The 19,265-nt window shown below is 72.9% G+C and carries 17 protein-coding genes; 7 read left to right on the top strand and 10 right to left on the bottom strand.

The features are described 5' to 3' along the window. Positions 1–68 precede the first annotated feature (68 nt). Positions 69–266, top strand: a complete 198-nt coding sequence (locus ACF07N_RS26280) for a hypothetical protein (protein ID WP_383329857.1) — start codon at positions 69–71, stop codon at positions 264–266. A 97-nt stretch (positions 267–363) separates the two neighbouring features. Here the strand turns inward: ACF07N_RS26280 and ACF07N_RS26275 are convergent, their stop codons facing one another. Continuing rightward, complete coding sequence (locus tag ACF07N_RS26275) at positions 364–3,594, bottom strand: S41 family peptidase (RefSeq protein WP_392117343.1); 3,231 nt, start codon at positions 3,592–3,594, stop codon at positions 364–366. Positions 3,595–3,749: 155 nt separating this feature from the next. On the opposite strand from ACF07N_RS26275, the gene ACF07N_RS26270 reads away from it, so the two are divergent. The 5 genes from ACF07N_RS26270 (at position 3,750) to ACF07N_RS26250 (ending at position 8,491) form a co-directional block, all read left to right on the top strand. Then, on the top strand, positions 3,750–4,355 hold the full coding sequence (locus ACF07N_RS26270) for a TetR/AcrR family transcriptional regulator (protein ID WP_383329863.1): 606 nt from the start codon (positions 3,750–3,752) through the stop codon (positions 4,353–4,355). A 97-nt stretch (positions 4,356–4,452) separates the two neighbouring features. Further along, the gene (locus ACF07N_RS26265) at positions 4,453–6,660 is read left to right on the top strand and encodes an MMPL family transporter (protein ID WP_392117339.1); all 2,208 of its coding nucleotides are present in this window, start codon (positions 4,453–4,455) and stop codon (positions 6,658–6,660) included. Between the two features lie 125 nt (positions 6,661–6,785). Then, positions 6,786–7,301 (top strand): YbaK/EbsC family protein, encoded by a 516-nt coding sequence (locus ACF07N_RS26260; RefSeq protein WP_311681617.1) that lies wholly within the window; start codon positions 6,786–6,788, stop codon positions 7,299–7,301. Further along, on the top strand, positions 7,298–8,143 hold the full coding sequence (locus tag ACF07N_RS26255; RefSeq protein WP_392117336.1) for an EamA family transporter: 846 nt from the start codon (positions 7,298–7,300) through the stop codon (positions 8,141–8,143). Before ACF07N_RS26260 ends, ACF07N_RS26255 begins: the two co-directional genes overlap by 4 nt. 72 nt (positions 8,144–8,215) lie before the next feature. Further along, the gene (locus ACF07N_RS26250; RefSeq protein WP_311681621.1) at positions 8,216–8,491 is read left to right on the top strand and encodes a DUF1876 domain-containing protein; all 276 of its coding nucleotides are present in this window, start codon (positions 8,216–8,218) and stop codon (positions 8,489–8,491) included. A 15-nt stretch (positions 8,492–8,506) separates the two neighbouring features. On the opposite strand, the gene ACF07N_RS26245 is transcribed toward ACF07N_RS26250, so the two are convergent. From ACF07N_RS26245 to ACF07N_RS26220, 6 genes are all read right to left on the bottom strand, one after another. Then, on the bottom strand, positions 8,507–9,679 hold the full coding sequence (locus ACF07N_RS26245) for a serine hydrolase domain-containing protein (protein ID WP_392117333.1): 1,173 nt from the start codon (positions 9,677–9,679) through the stop codon (positions 8,507–8,509). Positions 9,680–9,716: 37 nt separating this feature from the next. Beyond that, the gene (locus ACF07N_RS26240; protein WP_383345196.1) at positions 9,717–10,184 is read right to left on the bottom strand and encodes an organic hydroperoxide resistance protein; all 468 of its coding nucleotides are present in this window, start codon (positions 10,182–10,184) and stop codon (positions 9,717–9,719) included. 117 nt (positions 10,185–10,301) lie between these two features. After that, complete coding sequence (locus tag ACF07N_RS26235) at positions 10,302–10,763, bottom strand: MarR family winged helix-turn-helix transcriptional regulator (protein WP_392117330.1); 462 nt, start codon at positions 10,761–10,763, stop codon at positions 10,302–10,304. A gap of 10 nt (positions 10,764–10,773) precedes the next feature. Then, on the bottom strand, positions 10,774–11,541 hold the full coding sequence (locus ACF07N_RS26230; protein WP_392117327.1) for an energy-coupling factor ABC transporter ATP-binding protein: 768 nt from the start codon (positions 11,539–11,541) through the stop codon (positions 10,774–10,776). Then, entirely contained in the window at positions 11,529–12,290 is a 762-nt protein-coding gene (gene cbiQ / locus ACF07N_RS26225; protein WP_383329887.1) for a cobalt ECF transporter T component CbiQ, read from the bottom strand. Before cbiQ ends, ACF07N_RS26230 begins: the two co-directional genes overlap by 13 nt. 1 nt (position 12,291) lies before the next feature. Further along, positions 12,292–13,368, bottom strand: a complete 1,077-nt coding sequence (locus ACF07N_RS26220) for an energy-coupling factor ABC transporter permease (protein ID WP_392117324.1) — start codon at positions 13,366–13,368, stop codon at positions 12,292–12,294. Positions 13,369–13,536: 168 nt separating this feature from the next. Here ACF07N_RS26220 and ACF07N_RS26215 point away from each other — a divergent pair, with 168 nt between their 5' ends. Continuing rightward, a complete protein-coding gene (locus ACF07N_RS26215; RefSeq protein WP_383329892.1) occupies positions 13,537–13,902 on the top strand; it encodes an SsgA family sporulation/cell division regulator in 366 nt (121 codons plus the stop codon). Positions 13,903–13,911: 9 nt separating this feature from the next. Here the strand turns inward: ACF07N_RS26215 and ACF07N_RS26210 are convergent, their stop codons facing one another. From ACF07N_RS26210 to ACF07N_RS26200, 3 genes are all read right to left on the bottom strand, one after another. After that, positions 13,912–15,582: a penicillin-binding transpeptidase domain-containing protein gene (locus ACF07N_RS26210; protein ID WP_392117321.1), complete on the bottom strand. Its 1,671-nt coding sequence runs from the start codon at positions 15,580–15,582 to the stop codon at positions 13,912–13,914. A gap of 96 nt (positions 15,583–15,678) precedes the next feature. Further along, the gene (locus tag ACF07N_RS26205) at positions 15,679–17,310 is read right to left on the bottom strand and encodes a penicillin-binding transpeptidase domain-containing protein (RefSeq protein WP_392117318.1); all 1,632 of its coding nucleotides are present in this window, start codon (positions 17,308–17,310) and stop codon (positions 15,679–15,681) included. A gap of 131 nt (positions 17,311–17,441) precedes the next feature. Beyond that, complete coding sequence (locus ACF07N_RS26200) at positions 17,442–19,190, bottom strand: dolichyl-phosphate-mannose--protein mannosyltransferase (RefSeq protein ID WP_392117315.1); 1,749 nt, start codon at positions 19,188–19,190, stop codon at positions 17,442–17,444. Positions 19,191–19,265 lie beyond the last annotated feature (75 nt).

Genomic DNA, 19,265 nt, shown 5'->3' with positions numbered 1-19,265 from the left:
CGCAGCGTGACGACCCGTGTGAATCTGATCGAGCCAGATCCCCTCACCCCCAACGGGAGTGAACCCACATGGGTATGAAGGACCAGTTCCAGGAGAAGTCCGAGCAGTGGCAGAACCAGGCCCGTCAGAAGGCGGACCAGGCTCGCGAGCAGGTGCCGGGCCGCGACCGCCGGCGCGACGAGGACATGGACCCCTCGCAGCCGCAGCGCGACCGTGAGCGGCAGCGCGAGCAGGAGGACCGCTTCGACCAGGACTTCGACGCCTGACGTTGCGCGCTGAGCGGACCGGGGCGCCCCCGTGCGGGGCGCCCCTTTCCCCTGCGAGGCCCGGTCTTCGCCGGCCCTCCCCCGGGGGAAGCGTCCGTCAGGACCTGGGTGGCAGCTTCGGGCGGGAGCGGTCCGGCACGTCGCCGTAGGTGGGCGGCGTGGCGGGCGGGTGCGACTCCAGCAGCCCCAGGGCGAGTTCGACGGCGTCCGCCAGCTGGGCGTGCCGTCCCTCGGCCCAGTCCAGCGGGGTCCGCAGGACGTCGATGTCGGGCGAGACCCCCTTGTTCTCCACCGACCAGCCGTAGGCGTCGAACCAGGCCGCGTTCATCGGCACCGTGATCACCGTGCCGTCGCCCAGTTCGTGCCGGCCGGTCATGCCGACCACCCCGCCCCAGGTGCGCTGCCCCACCACGGGCCCCAGCTTCAGCAGCTTGAACGCGGCGGTGATCATGTCGCCGTCGGAGGAGGTCGCCTCGTCGGCCAGGGCCACCACCGGCCCCCGCGGCGCGTTCGAGGCGTACGACACCGGCTGGGCGTCACGGGTCAGGTCCCAGCCGAGGACCCTGCGGCTCAGCGTCTCGACGACCAGCTCGCTGATGTGCCCGCCCGCGTTGCCGCGCACGTCCACGATGAGCGCGGGCCGGGAGACCTCCATGCGCAGGTCGCGGTTGAACTGCGCCCAGCCGGAGCCGCCCATGTCCGGGATGTGCAGATAGCCGCAGCGGCCCCCGCTCAGCTCGTGGACCACGGCCCGGCGTTTGGCCACCCAGTCCTGGTAGCGCAGCGGCCGTTCGTCGACCAGCGGGACGACGGCGACGCGCCGGGGCGGACCGGTGCCCTCGGCGGGCGAGAAGGTCAGCTCCACCGTCGTGCCGCCCGCACCGGCCAGCAGCGGGGAGGGGCCCGCGTCCGGATCGACCGGGCGGCCGTCGACGTGAGTGAGGACCGCGCCCTCCCGGATGCCCGTACCGGCCAGCGGGGAGCGGGCCTTGGAGTCGGAGGAGTCGCCGGGCAGGATCCGCTTCACCGTCCAGCCGCCGTCCCGGCGTACGAGGTTGGCGCCCAGCAGGCCCTGGCGGCGCTGGTAGTGCGGCGGCCCCTCGTTGCGCCGGGCGGCGGTGACGTAGGCGTGGGAGGTGCCCAGTTCGCCGAGGACCTCGCGCAGCAGGTCGGCGAACTCGTCGGGGGACGCGACCCGTTCGACCAGGGGGCGGTACTGCTCCAGCACCCCGTCCCAGTCGATGCCGCACATGCCCGGGTCCCAGAAGTGGGCCCGGATCAGCCGCCCGGCCTCGGCGTACGCCTGCCGCCACTCCGCCGCCGGGTCGACCGTGTGCAGGATGCGGCGCGCGTCGATCCACACCGTCGAGTCGGAGTCGCCCGGCTCGTTGGCGGGCACCGCGCGCAGTTCGCCCTCGTCGACGACCACCAGCCGGCTGCCGTCGCCGCTGACCGCGAACCAGTCCAGGTGCTGGGCGAGTTCGGACTTCCTGGCCTTGGTGATGCCGAAGTGCTCCAGGGTCGGCCGGCCGCTGGTGTCGTCCGGGTTGGCGAACGTCTCGCCCAGCGCGCCCGAGATGGGCCAGCGCAGCCACACCAGCCCCCCGCCCGCCACCGGGTGCAGCGCCGAGTACTTGGAGGCGGCCACCGGGAACGGCGTGACCCGGCTCTCCAGCCCCTCCACCTCCACGGTGACGGCCCCGTTCTCCCCGTTGTCGTCGTCCTCCACCGGGTCCAGGCCCCCGGCGGCCGGGCGGCCCTCGGGGTTCACCGCGAACGGGGAGGGCGTCGCCGAGGACAGCGGTACGAGGTAGGGGCGGCAGCCCAGCGGGAAGGACAGGTCGCCGGTGTGCACGTCGTAGACCGGGTCGAAGCCGCGCCAGGACAGGAAGGCCAGGTAGCGGCCGTCACGCGTGAAGACCGGGTTCTCGTCCTCGAAGCGGCCGTTGGTGACGTCCACCACGAACGAGTCCTTGATGCGGGCCAGCTTGATCTGCCGCAGGGTCCGGCCGATGCCCGGGTGCGACCAGGTCAGCCACGCCCCGTCCGGGGAGAACGCGAGGTCGCGCACGGGGCCGTTGGCCGACCGGATCAGCTCGGTGACCTCACCGTCGCCCTCCTCCGTGACGTCGGCGAGCAGGAGCCGCCCGTCGTGCGAGGCGACCGCCAGGCGCTCGCCCTCGGGGTCGGAGACCAGCTCGCGCACCCGGCCCAGGGCGCCCGCCGGCAGCCGCCGCGGGGTGCGGTCGCCGCTGGCCCGGGGCAGGAAGGCGATCTCGATCGCGTCCTCGCCCTCCGCGTCCGTCACGTACGCCACCCGCCCGCTCGCGCCGAGCATCTCCGGCAGCCGCACCCGCACGCCGGGGGTGTCGGTGAGGGTGCGGGCGGGGCCGTCCCGGTGGGTGAGCCAGTACAGGCTGCCGCGCACGACGACCGCGCTGGCCCGGCCGGTCTCGTCGACCGAGATCCCGTCGAGGTGCCGGGCGGCCGCCACCTGGTACGGACGCCGCCCGGCCCGCGGGCCGTCCAGCCGTACCTCCAGCCGGCGCGGCCCGGAGTGCGGGGACAGGTCGTCGACCAGCCACAGGTCGCCCGCGCACTGGTACACCACCCGGGTGCCGTCGCTGGCGGCGTGCCGGGCGTAGAAGGCGTCGTGGTCGGTGTGCCGGCGCAGGTCGGAGCCGTCGTGGGCGCAGGAGTAGAGGTTGCCGACGCCCTCGTGGTCGGAGAGGAAGGCGATCCGGCCGCCGACGAACATCGGGGAGTGCAGATGGCCGCCGAGGCCCTCGAGCAGCCGCTCGCCGTGCAGCCACAGCCGGCCCGTGGCCCCGCCCCGGTAGCGCTTCCAGGCGGCCGGTTCGTGCGGGGGCGTGCCGGTGAGCAGCAGGGTCCTGCGCTCCCCGGCCAGGTCGGCCACCTGGATGTCGGAGACCGGCCCCCAGGGCAGCTTGCGGCCCGGGTCGCCGTCGGGGGAGAGCTTGTAGGCCCAGGTGAAGTAGGAGAAGGGCTCGCCGTGCGAGGCAACGGCCAGGATCTCGCCGTCCGGGGTCCAGCCGCACACGCGGGTGTCGGTGCTGCCCCAGTGGCTCACCTGCCGGCCCGGGCCGCCGTCCACCGGGACCAGGTGGACCTCCGGCACCAGGCTGCGCCAGCTGGTGCAGGCGAGGTGGCGGCCGTCGGGCGAGAAGCGGGGGTGGCCCACCTTGGTGCGGTCGACGGTGAGCCGCCAGGCGCGGCCCGGACCGTCGAGCGGGGCGAGCCAGAGGTCGTCCTCGGCGACGAAGCACAGCAGGTCGTCATGGAGATGCGGCAGACGCAGATAGGTCACCCGACCATGCTTTGCCCGGGCACGGACCGCAGCAAGTTATGACAAAGGCATCACTGTGACCCGGCACACGTACGAAACGGTTTCGTTTCTTTAGTGAGCTGCGCTATCTTCGTGGTGTACGAAACCGTGTCGTTCGGAGCAGGAAGGTGAGAGCGATGACTGAGGTCGCCACCGCGCGTCGCAGTCGGATCACCCCCGAGCGCGAGGCCGAGCTGTACGCGGCCGTGCTCGACCTGCTCCGCGAAGTCGGCTACGACGCCCTCACCATGGACGCCGTGGCCGCTCGCACCCGGTCCAGCAAGGCCACGCTCTACCGCCAGTGGGGCGGCAAGGCCCAGCTGGTCGTCAAGGCGCTCCGGCACACCAAGCCGGTGCAGAACTTCGACGAGATCGACACCGGGTCCCTGCGCGGCGACTTCCACGCCCTCCTGGCGCGCGCGGACGACGCCGAGATGGAACAGAACGGCGCGCTGATGCGCGGACTGGCCACGGCCATGCACGCCAACGCCGATCTCCACCGCGAGTTCAAGAGCCAGATCATCGAGCCGGAGATCGCGGACTCGCGCCGCCTGCTCCAGCGGGCCGTCGACCGGGGCGAGGTCCGTCCGGACTGCCCCGCGCTGGAGTTCGTGGTGCACATGATGCTCGGCGCGTTCGTCACCTGCGCGGTCCTGGAGGACAAGCCCCCGACGGCGGCCTTCCTCACCTCGTACATCGACGCCGTGGTCCTCCCCGCCCTCGGCGTCCCCACCACCGACTAGTCCCCTCGGCTAGCCCCCCACCTGACGTCACCGCTCACGTCGTCGGGCTGATCACCCCTGCCCTGAAGACCTCACGACTGACCGGGAGTACGCCCTCGTGGCCACATTCCTCTACAAACTCGGCCGGCTCTCGTTCCGGCGGCGGCACCTCGTCGCCCTGATATGGGTGGCCCTGCTGACCCTCGCCGGGGTCGGCGCGGCCGGCGCGCCCGCCGCGGGCAACAGCTCGTTCTCCATCCCCGGCACCGAGGCGCAGAAGGCCTTCGACCTGCTGGAGCAGCGCTTCCCCGGCACGAGCGCCGACGGCGCCACCGCACGCGTCGTCTTCAAGGCGCCCAGCGGCGAGAAGATGACCGACCCGGGCAACAAGGCGACGGTGCGGGACACCGTCAAGGAACTGTCCGACGGCTCCGAGGTCGCCCGCGTCACCGACCCCTACCAGGCCAGGGCCGTCAGCAAGGACGGCACGATCGCCTACGCCCAGGTGTCGTACAAGGTCTCCGGCATGGAGCTCGACGAAGCCTCCAAGGACGCCCTGGAGGACTCCGCGCAGGACGCGCGGGAGGCCGGGCTGACCGTCGAGATCGGCGGTGACGCGCTGCAGGCGGTGCCGCACACCGGCTCCAGCGAGATCATCGGCATCGCGGTCGCCGCCGTCGTGCTCGTCATCACCTTCGGCTCGCTCGTCGCGGCCGGGCTGCCGCTGCTGACGGCGCTCATCGGCGTGGGCATCGGCGTCTCCAGCATCACGGCCCTGGCGAGCGCCCTGGATCTGGGCAGCACCACCTCCACCCTCGCCATGATGATCGGCCTCGCGGTCGGCATCGACTACGCGCTGTTCATCGTCTCCCGCTACCGCGCCGAGCTGGCCGAGGGCCGCGAGCGCGAGGAGGCGGCCGGCCGGGCCGTCGGCACGGCGGGCTCCGCCGTGGTCTTCGCCGGCCTGACCGTGGTGATCGCCCTGGTGGGCCTGTCCGTCGTCAACATCCCGATGCTGACGAAGATGGGCATCGCGGCGGCGGGCACCGTGGCCATCGCCGTGCTGATCGCCCTCACCATGATCCCGGCCCTCCTCGGCTACGCCGGCCGCAAGGTCAGGCCCGCGGGGGAGAAGGGCAAGCTCCTCGGCCGGGCCAAGGCGCAGGACGCGCCGGCCAGGCCCAACCTGGGCAGCCGCTGGGCGAGCTTCGTGGTCCGCCGCCCGGTCGCGGTCCTGCTGCTCGGCGTCGTCGGCCTCGGCGCGGCCGCCGTCCCGGCCGCGAGCCTGGAACTGGGCCTGCCCGACGACGGCTCCCAGCCCACCTCCACCACCCAGCGCCGCGCCTACGACCTGCTCTCCGAGGGCTTCGGGCCGGGCTTCAACGGCCCGCTCATGGTCGTGGTCGACGCCAAGGGCAGCGACGACCCGAAGGCCGCCTTCACCGCCGTCGGCGACGAGATCAAGGGCCTGAAGGACGTCGTCACGGTGACGCCGCCCGCGCCCAACAAGGCCGGTGACACCGCCACCATCACCGTGATCCCCGGCTCCAAGCCGTCCTCCGTCAGCACGGAGGACCTGGTGCACGGCATCCGGGACGCGGGCACGGGCATCAAGGCCGACACCGGCGCGAACGTCCTGGTCACCGGCAGCACGGCCATGAACATCGACGTCAGCCAGAAGCTCAACGACGCCCTCGTGCCCTACCTGGTCCTGGTCGTCGGACTGGCCTTCCTGCTGCTGATCGTGGTCTTCCGCTCGATCCTCGTCCCGCTGAAGGCGGCCCTCGGCTTCCTGCTGTCGGTGATGGCGGCCCTCGGCGCGGTCGTCGCGGTCTTCCAGTGGGGCTGGCTGGCGGACCTCATGGGCGTCGAGCAGACCGGGCCCGTCATGTCGATGATGCCGATCTTCATGGTCGGCGTGGTCTTCGGACTGGCCATGGACTACGAGGTGTTCCTCGTGACCCGCATGCGGGAGGCCTACGTCCACGGCGAGAAGCCGGCCCAGGCCGTGGTGACGGGCTTCCGGCACGGCGCCCGGGTCGTCAGCGCCGCCGCCGTCATCATGATCGCCGTCTTCGCCGGCTTCATCGGATCCTCCGAGTCGATGGTCAAGATGATCGGCTTCGGCCTCGCCATCGCGGTGTTCTTCGACGCGTTCATCGTCCGCATGGCCGTCGTCCCGGCCGTCCTGGCCCTCCTCGGCCGCACGGCCTGGTGGCTGCCCAGGTGGCTGGACCGGGCCCTGCCGAACGTGGACGTCGAGGGCGAGGGCCTGCGCGCCGCGTCCGAGCGCGGCGACGGGGACAGGGAGCTGGTACGCGCCTGACGGCACCCTGATGAACCGGCCGGTGAGGCTCCGTGGGGACGGGGACCTCACCGGCCCCTCGTCGTCCCGGGGCGGCGGAAGAACCCACTCGCGTGCCGGATACACGCACCGATACCGTGCCCTGCATGACGACGACAGCCGCCACTGACGCCGACAGCTCCGGAGCCCACCCCCGGTTCGCCCAGGCGCTGCGCGACCTCGGGCTCGACGCGCTCGAAGGGCGCGTGCGGCGCTTCCCCGAGGCCACCCGCACCGCCGCCGAGGCCGCCGCCGCGCTCGGGTGCGAACTGAGCCAGATCTGCAAGTCCCTGATCTTCGCGGCGGACGGGGTCCCCGTGCTCGTCCTGATGGACGGCGCCTCCCGCGTGGACGTCGAGCTCGTGCGCCGGGAACTCGGCGCGGAGAAGGTCACCCGGGCCAAGGCGGAGGTCGTGCGGGAGACCACCGGGTACGCCATCGGCGGCGTGCCGCCCTTCGGGCACCGCACCAGGACCCGGGTCCTCGCCGACCGTTCCCTGCTCGCCCACGACCTCGTCTGGGCCGCCGCCGGGACGCCGTACACCGTCTTCCCGATGGCGCCGCGGGACCTCGTCACCCACGCCGGCGGCACGCTCGTGGACGTGCGCGAGCGCCCCTCGTGACGCCGCTGGTCACCGCAGCCGTCCTGCTCGCCGCCGTGACCCACGCCGCCTGGAACGCCCTCGCCCACCGGATCACCGACAAGCTGGCCGGGTTCACGCTGATCTCGGGCGGCGGACTGGTGATCGGGCTGGCCCTGACGTCGTTCGCCGCGTTCCCGGCGGCCGCGGCCTGGCCGTACCTGCTGTGCTCGGCCGCCGTCCACATCGCCTACTACGCGCTGCTGATGAAGTCCTTCCGGCTGGGGGACTTCGGCCAGGCCTACCCCATCGCGCGCGGCACCGCGCCCCTGGTCGTGACCGTGCTCGCCGCCCTGGTCGCCGACGAGGTGCCCGACGGCTGGGCCGCCGCCGGCATCGCCCTGTCCTGTGCGGGCCTGACCGGCGTCGCCCTGTGGGGGCTGCGCGGGCGCCGCCCCGACTGGGCGGCAATCGGGGCGGCCCTGGCGACCGGGCTGACGATCGCCGCGTACACCGTCGTCGACGGTCTGGGCGTGCGGGCCTCCGGCTCGTCGCTGGGGTACATCGCCTGGCTGATGGCGGTGCAGGGGGTGGTGCTCCCGGCGTACGCCGTGTGGCGCCGGCGCGGGGAGACCGTGGCGGTGCTGCGGCCCTTCGCCGCGCTCGGGCTGCTCGGCGCGGCCCTGTCCGTCGCCGCCTACGCGCTCGTCCTGTGGGCCCAGACCCGCGCCGCCCTGGCGCCCGTCGCGGCGCTGCGGGAGTCGTCCATCATCGTGGGCGCGGCGATCGGGGCCGTGTTCTTCAAGGAGCGGTTCGGGGCGCCGCGGATCGCGGCGGCCGGGCTGCTCGTCGTGGGGATCGGGCTGATGCTGCACGCCGGATAGGGCCGGGTGGGACGGGTGCGTGCGGCGGGTGGGAGGAGCACCCTGGAACTACACGTTCCGGAGGTGATCCACATGATGCACACCACGACGGGATGGCACGTCGAGCTGGAGTTCATGGAGGACGACCAGCACACGCGCGCCGCCGCGATGGTCCGGCTGCCCGACGGCACCGAGGTACGGGCGCACGGGCACGCCAGCCGGCACCGGTCCGACGCGAATCAGCCCCGGGTCGGGGAGGAGATCGCCGGGGCCCGGGCGCTCAACGAACTCGCCATGCAGCTGCTGACCAAGGCGCACGAGGAGATCGACCAGGCGTCCGGGCGCACCTCCCACCCGATCCACGTCTAGGACGGATCCGGGGCCTCAGGACGACCGGCGGTTCAGTACGTCCCGCACCGCCCGTACCAGGCCCTGGGCCCGCGGGTCCGCCGTCACCGTCTTGCGGAAGCCGTTGGTGACGTAGCCGAAGGCGATCCCCGTCTCCGGGTCGGCGAAGCCCAGGGCGCCGCCGCGGCCCGGGTGGCCGAAGGAGCCCGGTGCGAGGAAGGGCGAGGCGGTGCCGTGCAGCATGTACCCGAGGCCGAAGCGGGTGCCGACCACCAGCACCCGGTCGGGGCCCGCCGACTCCTCCGCGCGGGCCAGCTCCACCGTCTCCGGCGTGAACAGACGGGCGGATCCGGCGGTGTCGCCGATCAGTGCCGCGTAGAAGCGGGCCAGCCCGTCCGCCGTCGCGACGGCGTTGGTGGCGGGCAGGGCCGCCGCGAGGTAGGCGAGGTCGTTCTGCTCGGGGAACGGCGTGATGGCGGCGAAGGCGCGCCGGGTGAGGGACCGCGGATCCTGGTAGGCCTCGGTGACCGAGCGCTTGGGGCGGGCGCGCAGCCCGCCGGCCGGCTCGGGACCCTCCACCCGGCCCACGCGGCCGACCCGCCCGGCTTCCGGCTCCGGCAGGCCGAGCCACAGGTCGAGCCCCAGCGGGCCGGTGATCCGCTCGGCCAGCCATTCGCCGGTGCCCTGCCCGGTCACGCGCCGCACCAGTTCGTCGACCAGCCAGCCGTAGGTCAGCGCGTGGTAGCCGTGGTCGGTGCCCGGCTCCCAGACCGGGGCCTGCGCGGCGACGGCCTGCGGGCCCCGCAGCGGGTCGAGGGCCTCCACGGGGGTGAGGGGCCGGTCCAGGACCGGCAGCCCGGCCCGGTGGTTCAGCACGTGCCGGACCAGCACCCGCTCCTTGCCGTGGGCCTTGAACTCCGGCCAGTAGTGCCCCACCGGCGCGTCCAGGTCGAGCAGCCCGCGCTGGTGCAGCAGCAGGAGGACGGCCGCCGCGACGCCCTTGGTCGCCGAGCGCACCACCTGGGCGGTGCCCCGCTCCCAGGGGGCGGTGCCGTCGACGTCCTTCGAGCCGGCCCACAGGTCGACGACCGGGCGCCCGTCCCGGAGGACGGAGACGGCCGCGCCCCGCTCGCCGAGGACCTCGAAGTTGCGCACGAACGCCTCCCTGACCGGCTCGAAGCCCTCGGCCACTGTGCCGTGCACGTCCACGTCCGTACTCCTCCTCGTCGCGCCGGTTCGCTCCCCTTCACCCAAGCAGGATGGTCACGTCGATGTTCCCGCGGGTCGCGTTCGAGTACGGGCAGACCTCGTGGGCCGCGTCCACCAGCCGCGTCGCGAGGCCGGGGTCGACGACCGGCAGGGAGACGCTGAGGGCGACGGCGAGGCCGTAGCCGCGCTGCCGGTTGGGGCCGATGCCGACCTTCGCGGAGACCGTGGAGCCGGTGAGGTCGTAGCCCTCGCGGTTGCCGACCAGGATCAGGGCGTTGTGGAAGCAGGAGCTGTAGCCGGCCGCGAAGAGCTGCTCGGGGTTGGTGCCGTCGCCGTCGCCGCCGAGCTGCGGGGGCATCGCCACCTTGAGGTCGAGCTGCCCGTCCTGGCTGGTCACATAGCCCTCGCGCCCGCCGTGCGCGGTGGCCTCGGCGACGTACACGATCTTCGTGGGCCGGGTGTCTCCGGCGGCGGCGGTGGCGACGGCGGCGGTGGCTTCGGTCATGGCGGGCCTTCCCCAGGAACAGATGCGCGCAAGTAGATCGTGCACAAGGTACTGACCGGTAACACGGCTTCGATGGCCAGGGGGGAGGAAACCGGGGGTAACCCCGGGCCGCCCGGATCAGCGGGCCCGGTGGGCCGCCGCGTCCGCCCGCTCCGTCAGCCGGCCCAGCTCCGCGCGCAGGCGCGCCACCTCGGCCGCGTCCAGTCCGGTCGCCGCGAGCAGCGCCCCGGGCACCCGCGCCGCGCGCTCCCTGAGCTCCTCCCCGCGCCCGGTCACCGCCACGAGCACCGACCGCTCGTCCCGCGCCGACCGCTCACGGCGGACCAGGCCCGCCGCCTCCAGCCGCTTCAGCAGCGGCGAGACGGTGCCGTAGTCCAGGCGCAGGGCCGCGGCCAGCTCCTTCACCGGGGTCTCGCCGCGCTCCCACAGCACGAGCAGGACGAGGTACTGGGGATAGGTGAGGCCGAGGTCGTCGAGGAGCGTCCGGTAGGCGGCCGTCACCGCGCGCTGGGCGGCGTACAGCGCGAAGCACAGCTGCTGGTCCAGCAGCAGCGACGCTTCGCTCTCCTCGTTCGTCACGCGCCCATTGTCACGGACGGGCGGGCGCGGCCGGCACGGAGCGCGGATCGAAACCGAACGGCAGCTCCAGGCGGTGGGCCCGCATCAGCTCCTCGTCGGAGAGCAGCCCGGCGGTCGGGCCGTCCGCCGCGATCACGCCGTCGCTGAGGATCAGGGCGCGCGGGCACAGCTCCAGCGCGTAGGGCAGGTCGTGCGTGACCATCAGCACGGTCACGTCCAGGGAGCGCAGGATGTCGGCCAGTTCGCGGCGGGAGGCGGGGTCGAGGTTGGAGGAGGGCTCGTCCAGGACGAGGATCTCCGGCTCCATCGCCAGCACGGTCGCGACGGCCACCCGGCGGCGCTGCCCGAAGGACAGGTGGTGCGGCGGCCGGTCCTTGAACTCCGCCATGCCGACCCGCTCCAGCGCCTGCTGCACGCGCTGCTCCAGCTCCGGTCCCTTGAGCCCGGCCGCCGCCGGCCCGAACGCCACGTCCTCGCGGACCGTCGGCATGAACAGCTGGTCGTCCGGATCCTGGAAGACGATGCCGACCCGGCGCCTGACCTCGGCCATGTTCCGCTTGTCCACCGGCAGTCCGGCCACCCGCACCGTGCCGGCGCCGCCGGTGAGGATGCCGTTCAGGTGCAGCACGAGGGTCGTCTTGCCGGCGCCGTTCGGCCCGAGCAGGGCGACCCGCTCGCCGCGTGCGATCGAGAAGTCGACCCCGAAGAGGGCCTGGTGCCCGTCGGGATAGGCGAAGGCGAGGCCGGAGACCTCGAGGGAAGCAGTCACAGGGTCCATCCCAGCAGACAGACCGCGAGCGCCGCGCCCGGGAGGGCCATCGCGTACGACCACTGCGCCCGGGACGCGGTCACCTCGTCGATGACCGGCATGGAACCGGCGTACCCGCGGCTGATCATGGCCAGGTGCACGCGCTCGCCGCGCTCGTAGGAACGGATGAACAGCGCGCCCGCCGACTTGGCGAGCACGCCCCAGTGCCGCACGCCGCTCGCCTCGAAGCCGCGCGACTCCCGGGCGATCCGCATGCGCCGCATCTCGTCGGTGATGACGTCGCCGTAGCGGATCATGAAGGAGGCGATCTGGACGAGCAGCGGGGGCAGCTTGAGCCGCTGGAGGCCGAGCAGCAGTTCGCGCAGCTCGGTGGTGGCGGCGAGCAGGACGGAAGCGGCGACGCCGAGCGTGCCCTTGGCGAGGACGTTCCAGGCGCCCCACAGGCCGTTCACGCTCAGGGACAGCCCGAGCACCTCGACCCGCTCGCCCTCCGCCACGAACGGCATGAGCACGGCGAACGCCACGAACGGCACCTCGATCAGCAGCCTCCTGAGCAGGAAGGCGGCCGGCACGCGCGCCGCGTACGCGACGATCCCCAGCAGGGCGGCGTAGAGGCCGAAGGCCCACATGGCCTCCCGCGGGGTCGACACCACGACCACCACGAAGCCGAACACGGCGGCGAGCTTGGTGTGCGGCGGCAGGCCGTGCACGGGCGAGTGCCCGTGCCGGTAGAGCTTGTGCGCGTGCCCGGCGCCCATGTCAGACGCTCTTCCCGGCGGGCTCCGCGACGGACGTCTCCACGGCGGTGGGCGAGGCGTCCGCCGTGCGGCGGCGCCGCACCGCCCAGAACACGCCCGTGCCGGCGACGACCGTCACGCCCACGCCGATCACCCCGGCCAGGCCCCCGGACAGGCGCGCGTCGTCGACGTCCTTCACGCCGTAGTCGGCGAGCGGGGAGTCCGCGACGGCGTGTTCCTCGGCCTTCTCGTCGATGCCGTGGTCGGCGGCGACCTTCTCCAGGCCGTCCGGGTCGGCGGAGGCGTAGAAGCTGACGAATCCGGCGAGGACGAGGGAGGTGACCAGACCGGTGATCCACAGGGTGCGCCGCGAGGTGCGGGCGGCGACGGGGACGGGCTCGGCGGCCGGTGCGTCGACGAGTTCGCCGTTCACGCGCAGCTTCAGCTTCCGCTCCAGCCCGCGCGCCCCGTGCACGAGGTCGGGCCGCACGGCGATGACGGCGCCCACGGTCAGCGCGGTGATCACGGCCTCGCCGATGCCGATGAGGACGTGCACGCCGACCATGGCGGTGGCGACCTTGCCGAGGGAGACGTCGGTGGTGCCGCCGACGGCGTACATCAGCGTGAAGGCCAGGGCGGCGGCCGGGACGGAGACCAGGGCGGCGACGAAGGAGGCCGCGGTGACCGAGCGGCGGGTGCGGGGCAGCACCTTCACCAGCCCGCGGAAGAGGGCGTAGGCCACCACGACGGTGACGATGCCCATGTTGGTGATGTTGACGCCGAGCGCCGTCAGGCCGCCGTCCGCGAAGAGGATGCCCTGCATGAGCAGGACGACGGAGACACACAGGATGCCCGTGTACGGCCCCACGAGGATCGCGGCCAGCGCGCCCCCGAGCAGATGGCCGCTGGTCCCGGCCGCGACGGGGAAGTTCAGCATCTGCACCGCGAAGATGAACGCCGCGACGAGGCCGGCCAGCGGTGCCGTGCGCTCGTCGAGTTCACGCCGTGCGCCGCGCAGGCTCACGGCGACGGCGCCCGCGGCGATCACGCCGGTGGCCGCGGAGGTGGGGGCGTCGATGAATCCGTCAGGTACATGCACCGTTCGATGATGTGGCTAGATGCGAACGATATGCAAGAGCGTGCTCCTCGTTTTATCTCATCCGTGATATGTGCGCCCCAACAGGCGCAATACGGAAAATATGCGACATTGGAGAAGGGGTGGACGCACATTCTCCCCATACGTAGCGCACCGTGAAGGGGCCGTCCGATGTCCGTAGTCGAGCAGTACGCGCGAGCCCACATCGTCACGGACACGGCGGTCCCGTCGGCCGACGAGACGTCGGCGGTCCCGGTCACCCTGCGGTACGACCCCGAGCACGACCCGCGCCGCGTGCGGGTCGGCCTGCCCGGCGCCGGGGGCCGGGAGTGGATCTTCGACCGCCGGCTGCTGGAGGAGGGGCTGCGGGCCCCCGCGGGCAGCGGCGAGGTGCGGGTGTGGCCGTGCGGCCGGGTGCAGGCCGTCGTGGAGTTCCACTCCGCGCAGGGCGTGTCCGTGGTGCAGTTCGAGCGGCAGACGCTGCTGCGGTTCCTGCGGCGGACGTACACGGCCGCCGCGGAACCGGTCACCCACTGAGCCCGCCGCTCAGCCGCCCGCCTTCAGCAGGGCCGCCACCATCGGGCCCGCCGTGGAGCCGCCGTGCCCGCCCTGCTGGACCACGCCCGCGGCCGCCAGGTCGCCCCGGTAGGCCGTGAACCAGCCGTTCGGCTTCTTCTGCCCGTCGACCTCGGCGGAGCCGGTCTTCGCTCCGGCGTCACCGCCGACCCCGGCCATCGCCTCGGCCGCCGTACCCGCCGCCGCCGTGTACGCCATCAGCTCGCGCAGCTGGGACAGCGTGCCCGCCGACAGGGTGCGCGAGGCCTTCGCGAGCCTCCGCCCGTCCACGTCCGGGGAGACCAGGTAGGGCTGGCGGAAGGTGCCGCCCTTGACGGTCGCCGACACGGACGCCATGTTCAGCGGGTTCATCCGCACCCCGCCCTGCCCGATCAGCGAGGCGCCCATCTGGGCCGCCGACTGCACCGGCACCGCCCCGTCGAAGGACGGCACCCCGATCGCCCAGTTGTCCAGCCCGAGGCCGAACACCTGCTGGGCCTGCTTGGTCAGGTCGTCGTCCTTCAGCTTGGGCGCCTGGCTGATGAAGGCCGTGTTGCAGGAGCGGGCGAAGCTCGCCTTGAACGTGCCGTCCTTGATCTCGAACTTGTCGTCGTTCTGGAACTTCCAGTGCCCGTACGTGAAGTACTGCGGGCACGGGTGCTTCTTGTCGGCCGAGGCCAGGCCCTTCTCGATCAGCAGCGACGCCGTGACGACCTTCATCGTGGAGCCGGGGGCCAGGGAGCCCTGGAAGGCGGTGTTGAAGCCGGGGGAGGCGTTGGCCGCGGCCAGGATCTCGCCGGTCGACACCCGCACCACGGCCACCGACGACCGGGCCTTCTTCGCGACCTGCCGCTCGGCGGCGGCCTGGAGCGCCGGGTCCAGCGTGGTCCTCACCGTGCCCGGCGTGCCCTCGCTGAGCTCCAGCAGCGTCTTGTCGGACAGGTCCTTCGCCTTGGCGGCCTTGCCGCGCACGACCCGCAGCTCGATGCCGGCCTTGCCGCCGGCCGTCTTGCCGTACTTCTCGCGCAGGCCGTCCAGGATCGGGCCGATGGAGGCGTACTTGTCCTTGGTCAGCGTGCCGCCGTCCCGGTCGAGCGCCTTGACCGGGGGCGTGCCCGCCTCGCCGGTGACCAGCCGGTCGCCGTCCCTCAGGTCCGGGTGGACCACCGCCGCGTGCCAGTCGACCAGGGGCTTTCCGTCACTCGCGCGGCGGACGACGGTGAGCGCCCCGGTGTACGTCAGCGGCTTCTCGGTGCCCTTGTAGGACACCGTGCCCTTGGCGGTGAACGGCACCTTGGCGCCGGTGCGCGCGCCGGGGGTGAGGGTGACGTCCTTGACGTGGGCGTCCTTGGCGTAGCCGGTGAGCAGGGCCCGGGCCGCGGCCGGGTCGTCGGTGGCCGCCGCGGCCTGCGGGACCTTCCCCGACTGCCAGGCGGTGAGGAAGGCGCGGGCGGTGGTGGTGACCTCGGCCGCCGACAGCGGCCCGGTCTTCACCTCGGGCTTGCCGTCCGAGGACGCGCGGCTCCCGTCGTCGGCCGCGGCGCCGCCGCCGTACAGCGCGTAGGCTCCGGCTCCGGCACCCACGACGACCACGGCGATCATCCCGCCGATCACGGCGGGTCTCGTCTTCCGTCGCTCGGCGACGCGCCTTCTGTTGCCCACTGCTGTTCTGTCCTCCGCGATGTGCCGGGGTCCCCGTTGCCCTCAGCCGTCCCAACGACGGCCCCCACCCTAGAGTCCCGTCCGGCGGAGGTGAGATCAGCCACCTGTTCGTAGCACGGCTGCGACAATCGGCCCGGCCGCGTCGCCGCCGTGCCCGCCCTCCTCGGTCATGGCCGCCGCCGCGATGTCGCCGCGGAAACCGGTGAACCAGCTGTTGGACTTGGCGTTGCCGTCGACCTCGGCCGATCCGGTCTTGGCGCCGATGTCGCCGGTCAGTCCGCGCATGGCCGGTGCGGCGGTGCCCTGGGTGGCGGTGAGCCGCATCATCTGCTTCAGCTGGGCCGCGGTGCTCGCCTTCAGCCCCTGCGCCCGCGCGAACGGGCGCCCGTCCAGCCGGGCCGGGACGAGGTAGGGCTGGCGGAAGGTGCCGGTGATCGCGGTGGCGGTCACCGAGGCCATGTTCAGCGGGCTCATCTGGACCTGCCCCTGCCCGAGGGCGCCGGCCGCCCGGTCCGGGCCGCTGACCGCCGGGACGCTGCCGTCGAAGGAGGCGATGCCGGTCTTCCAGTTGTCCTGCCCGAGGCCGAAGCGCCGCTGGGCCTCCTCGGCCAGCGAGGCGTCGGTGAGCGGCTCCTCGTCGACGAGCTTGACGAAGGCGGTGTTGCAGGACCGCATGAAGCTCTCGGCGAGTGTCGCGTTCCCGTCGGGCTCCATCCCCGTCAGGTTCTTGAAGGTCTGGCTCTGCCACACGGCGGTGCCGGGACAGGGGGCCGGGCCGTTCATCGAGGTCACACCGTGGTCGATGAGCATGGCGGCAGTGATGATCTTCATGGTGGAGCCGGGTGCCGCCTGGCCCTGGAAGGCCGCGTTGAAGCCGTCCGTGCGGTGGTTGGCGACGGCCAGGACCTCGCCCGTGCTGGGCTTGACGGCCACCACCGAGGACTGCGCGAACCGCTCGACCGCCTTCTCGGCCGCGGCCTGCGCGCTCGGGCTGATCGTGGTGGTGAGCCTGCCCGGCTCGCCCTCGGCGAGGGTGAGCAGCGGGGTGTCGGGAGCGTTCCCGGCGGTGTGCCGGACGACCAGTTCGATGCCGGGGGTGCCACCGGCCTTCTCGCCGTACTTGTCGCGCAGGGCGTCCAGGATCGGGCCGAGGGAGGGGTACTTCTCCTTCGTCAGCTCGGTGCCGTCGCGCCCCACGGCCTCGATGGGCGGGGTGGCCGCCTGCTCGGTGACGAGCGTGTCACCCTTCTTCAGCTCCGGGTGCACGACGGACGGCTGCCAGTCGACCAGGGCCCGCCCGGTGGTGACGCCGCGCACGACCGTCAGCCGGCTCCGGTAGCTCAGGGGCTTGGACTTCCCGTCGTGGGCCACCCTGGCCCGCACCGTGAACGGCACGGTCGTGCCCCGGGCCGCACCCGGCGTGATCCGCACGTCCGTGATGTGCGCCTCGTCCGCGTAGGCGCTCAGCAGCTGCTCGGCGGCCGCGTCGTTGTTGGTGTACGCCGCCGCCGTCGCGACCGCGCCCCTCTCCCAGGCGGCGAAGAACCCGGCCGTGGTCTTCTCGACCTCGTCCTCGCCGGGCGGCCCCGACTTCCGCTCGGCCGCCGCCGCGCTGCCGCCCCCGTCACCGCTCAGCGCGCTCACGATGTTGTAGGTGCCGTACCCGGCCCCGCCCAGCATCACCGCGAACACGCCGCCTATGACGGCGGCCTTGACCCCCTTGGCCATCGGGCCGTCCCCTCCCCGTCGAGCCTCCGCGCGTTCGACTGAACGCGTTCAGAAAGCTCTTTCCGCGAGCACTCTAAGCGCACGTGGTGACACAGGGGGCGGCTGATTCGAGTTTTTGACCGAATAGAGCCTCAGACCCAGGTATCCAGCCACATCCGCGACCGCCAGTCGTCGATCGGGATGGCCTGGCCGGTGTAGAGCGGCCAGAAGTAGATGAAGTTCCAGGCGATCAGCAGGACCAGGACGCCCGCGGCCGTGGCGCCCGCGACGCGGCGGGTGTCGGTGGAGCGGGGCGGTCCGATGACCGCGCCGAGCAGCATCGCCACCGTCAGGCACAGGAAGGGCAGGAAGACGACGGCGTAGAAGAAGAAGATCGTGCGCTCCTGGTACATGAACCAGGGCAGATAGCCGGCCGCGATGCCGCAGGCGATGGCGCCCGCGCGCCAGTCGCGGCGGAAGAACCAGCGCCACAGCACGTACAGCACCGCGAAGCAGGCGACCCACCACAGCAGCGGCGTGCCGAGCGCCAGCACCTCGCGGGCGCACTTCTCGCCGGCGCCGGACGGGCAGCCGTCCTTGCCGGGCGCCGGGGACTCGTAGAAGTACGACACCGGACGGCCCAGGACCAGCCAGCTCCACGGGTTGGACTCGTAGGTGTGCGGCGAGGACAGCCCGACGTGGAACTCGTACACCTGGTTCTCGTAGTGCCACAGGCTGCGCAGCCAGTCGGGCAGGAACGTCCAGTTGCCGTCCTTGCCGTCGGTCGCGGCCCAGTTGCGGTAGTAGCCGCCCGAGCCGTTCGTCGCGGAGAGGATCCAGCCGGTCCAGGAGGCGAGGTAGGTGACCAGGGCGACCGGCACGGTGGCGACGAACGCCAGGCCCGTGTCGCGGCGCAGGACGGCGGTGTACGGGTGCCGCGCACCGGCGACCCGGCGGGAGGCGACGTCCCACGCCACCGCCATCAGGCAGAACGCGGCCAGGATGTACAGGCCGTTCCACTTCGTGCCGATGGCCAGACCGAGCATCAGGCCCGCCGCCCAGCGCCAGGGGCGCCACCCGAGGCGGGTCGTCTCCGCCGTGTGCCGGTCGGGACGGGCCCGGCCGCCGGCGTCCACCGGGAGCGCGGCGGCCAGTTTCTCCCGGGCCTTGTCCCGGTCGACCAGCAGACAGCCGAACGCGGCCAGCACGAAGAACATCAGCACGCCGTCGAGCAGCGCCGTGCGGCTCATCACGAAGTGCAGGCCGTCCAGCGCCATCAGCGCGCCCGCCAGGCACCCCAGGAACGTGGAGCGGAACAGCCGCCGGCCGATCCGGCACAGCAGCAGCACCGACAGCGTGCCGAGCAGGGCCGTCATGAACCGCCAGCCGAACGGGTCGAACCCGAACATCAGCTCGCCGAGCCCGATGACGTACTTGCCGACCGGCGGATGCACGACGTACGCCGCGTCCGTCGGGAGCTTCACGTTCCCGCCCGAGGACAGGACCAGGTCGTTGGCGTTCTTGGCCCAGTTGACCTCGAAGCCGCGGTGGACGAGCGCCCAGGCGTCCTTGGCGTAGTACGTCTCGTCGAATATCACCGCCCTGGGGCTGCCCAGGTTCCAGAACCGCAGCACCCCCGCGAGCAGCGTGACGAGCAGCGGGCCGATCCAGCCCGACCAGCGCACCAGCCGCTTCGCCAGGACGTGCGGGACGCCGAGCGCCGCCCACAGGCGCGGCGAGGGCTCGGTGTACGGCGGCACCAGGCGGTCACGGACGTCACGGACGTCGCTGCTGGGCTGCCCCTGGTAGCCGAAGCGGCGCAGCCGCTGCTGCCAGGGCGGCCGCTGCTCGTGCGGCGCCTGGCCCTGCCGGGTGTCCGTGGAGGACGCGGTACTGGTCACCGCGCCATCGTAGGGAACCGTGCTGTGTGAGTCCCGTGCATGGCCGGTATGCGTCCGCATCCTCCGCCCCTGGGA

This window comes from Streptomyces sp. NPDC015242 (assembly GCF_043079125.1).
Taxonomy (GTDB): Bacteria; Actinomycetota; Actinomycetes; order Streptomycetales; family Streptomycetaceae; genus Streptomyces.
Note: the sequence above shows the minus strand (reverse complement) of the source record. Positions and strands in the feature narration are given on the sequence as shown.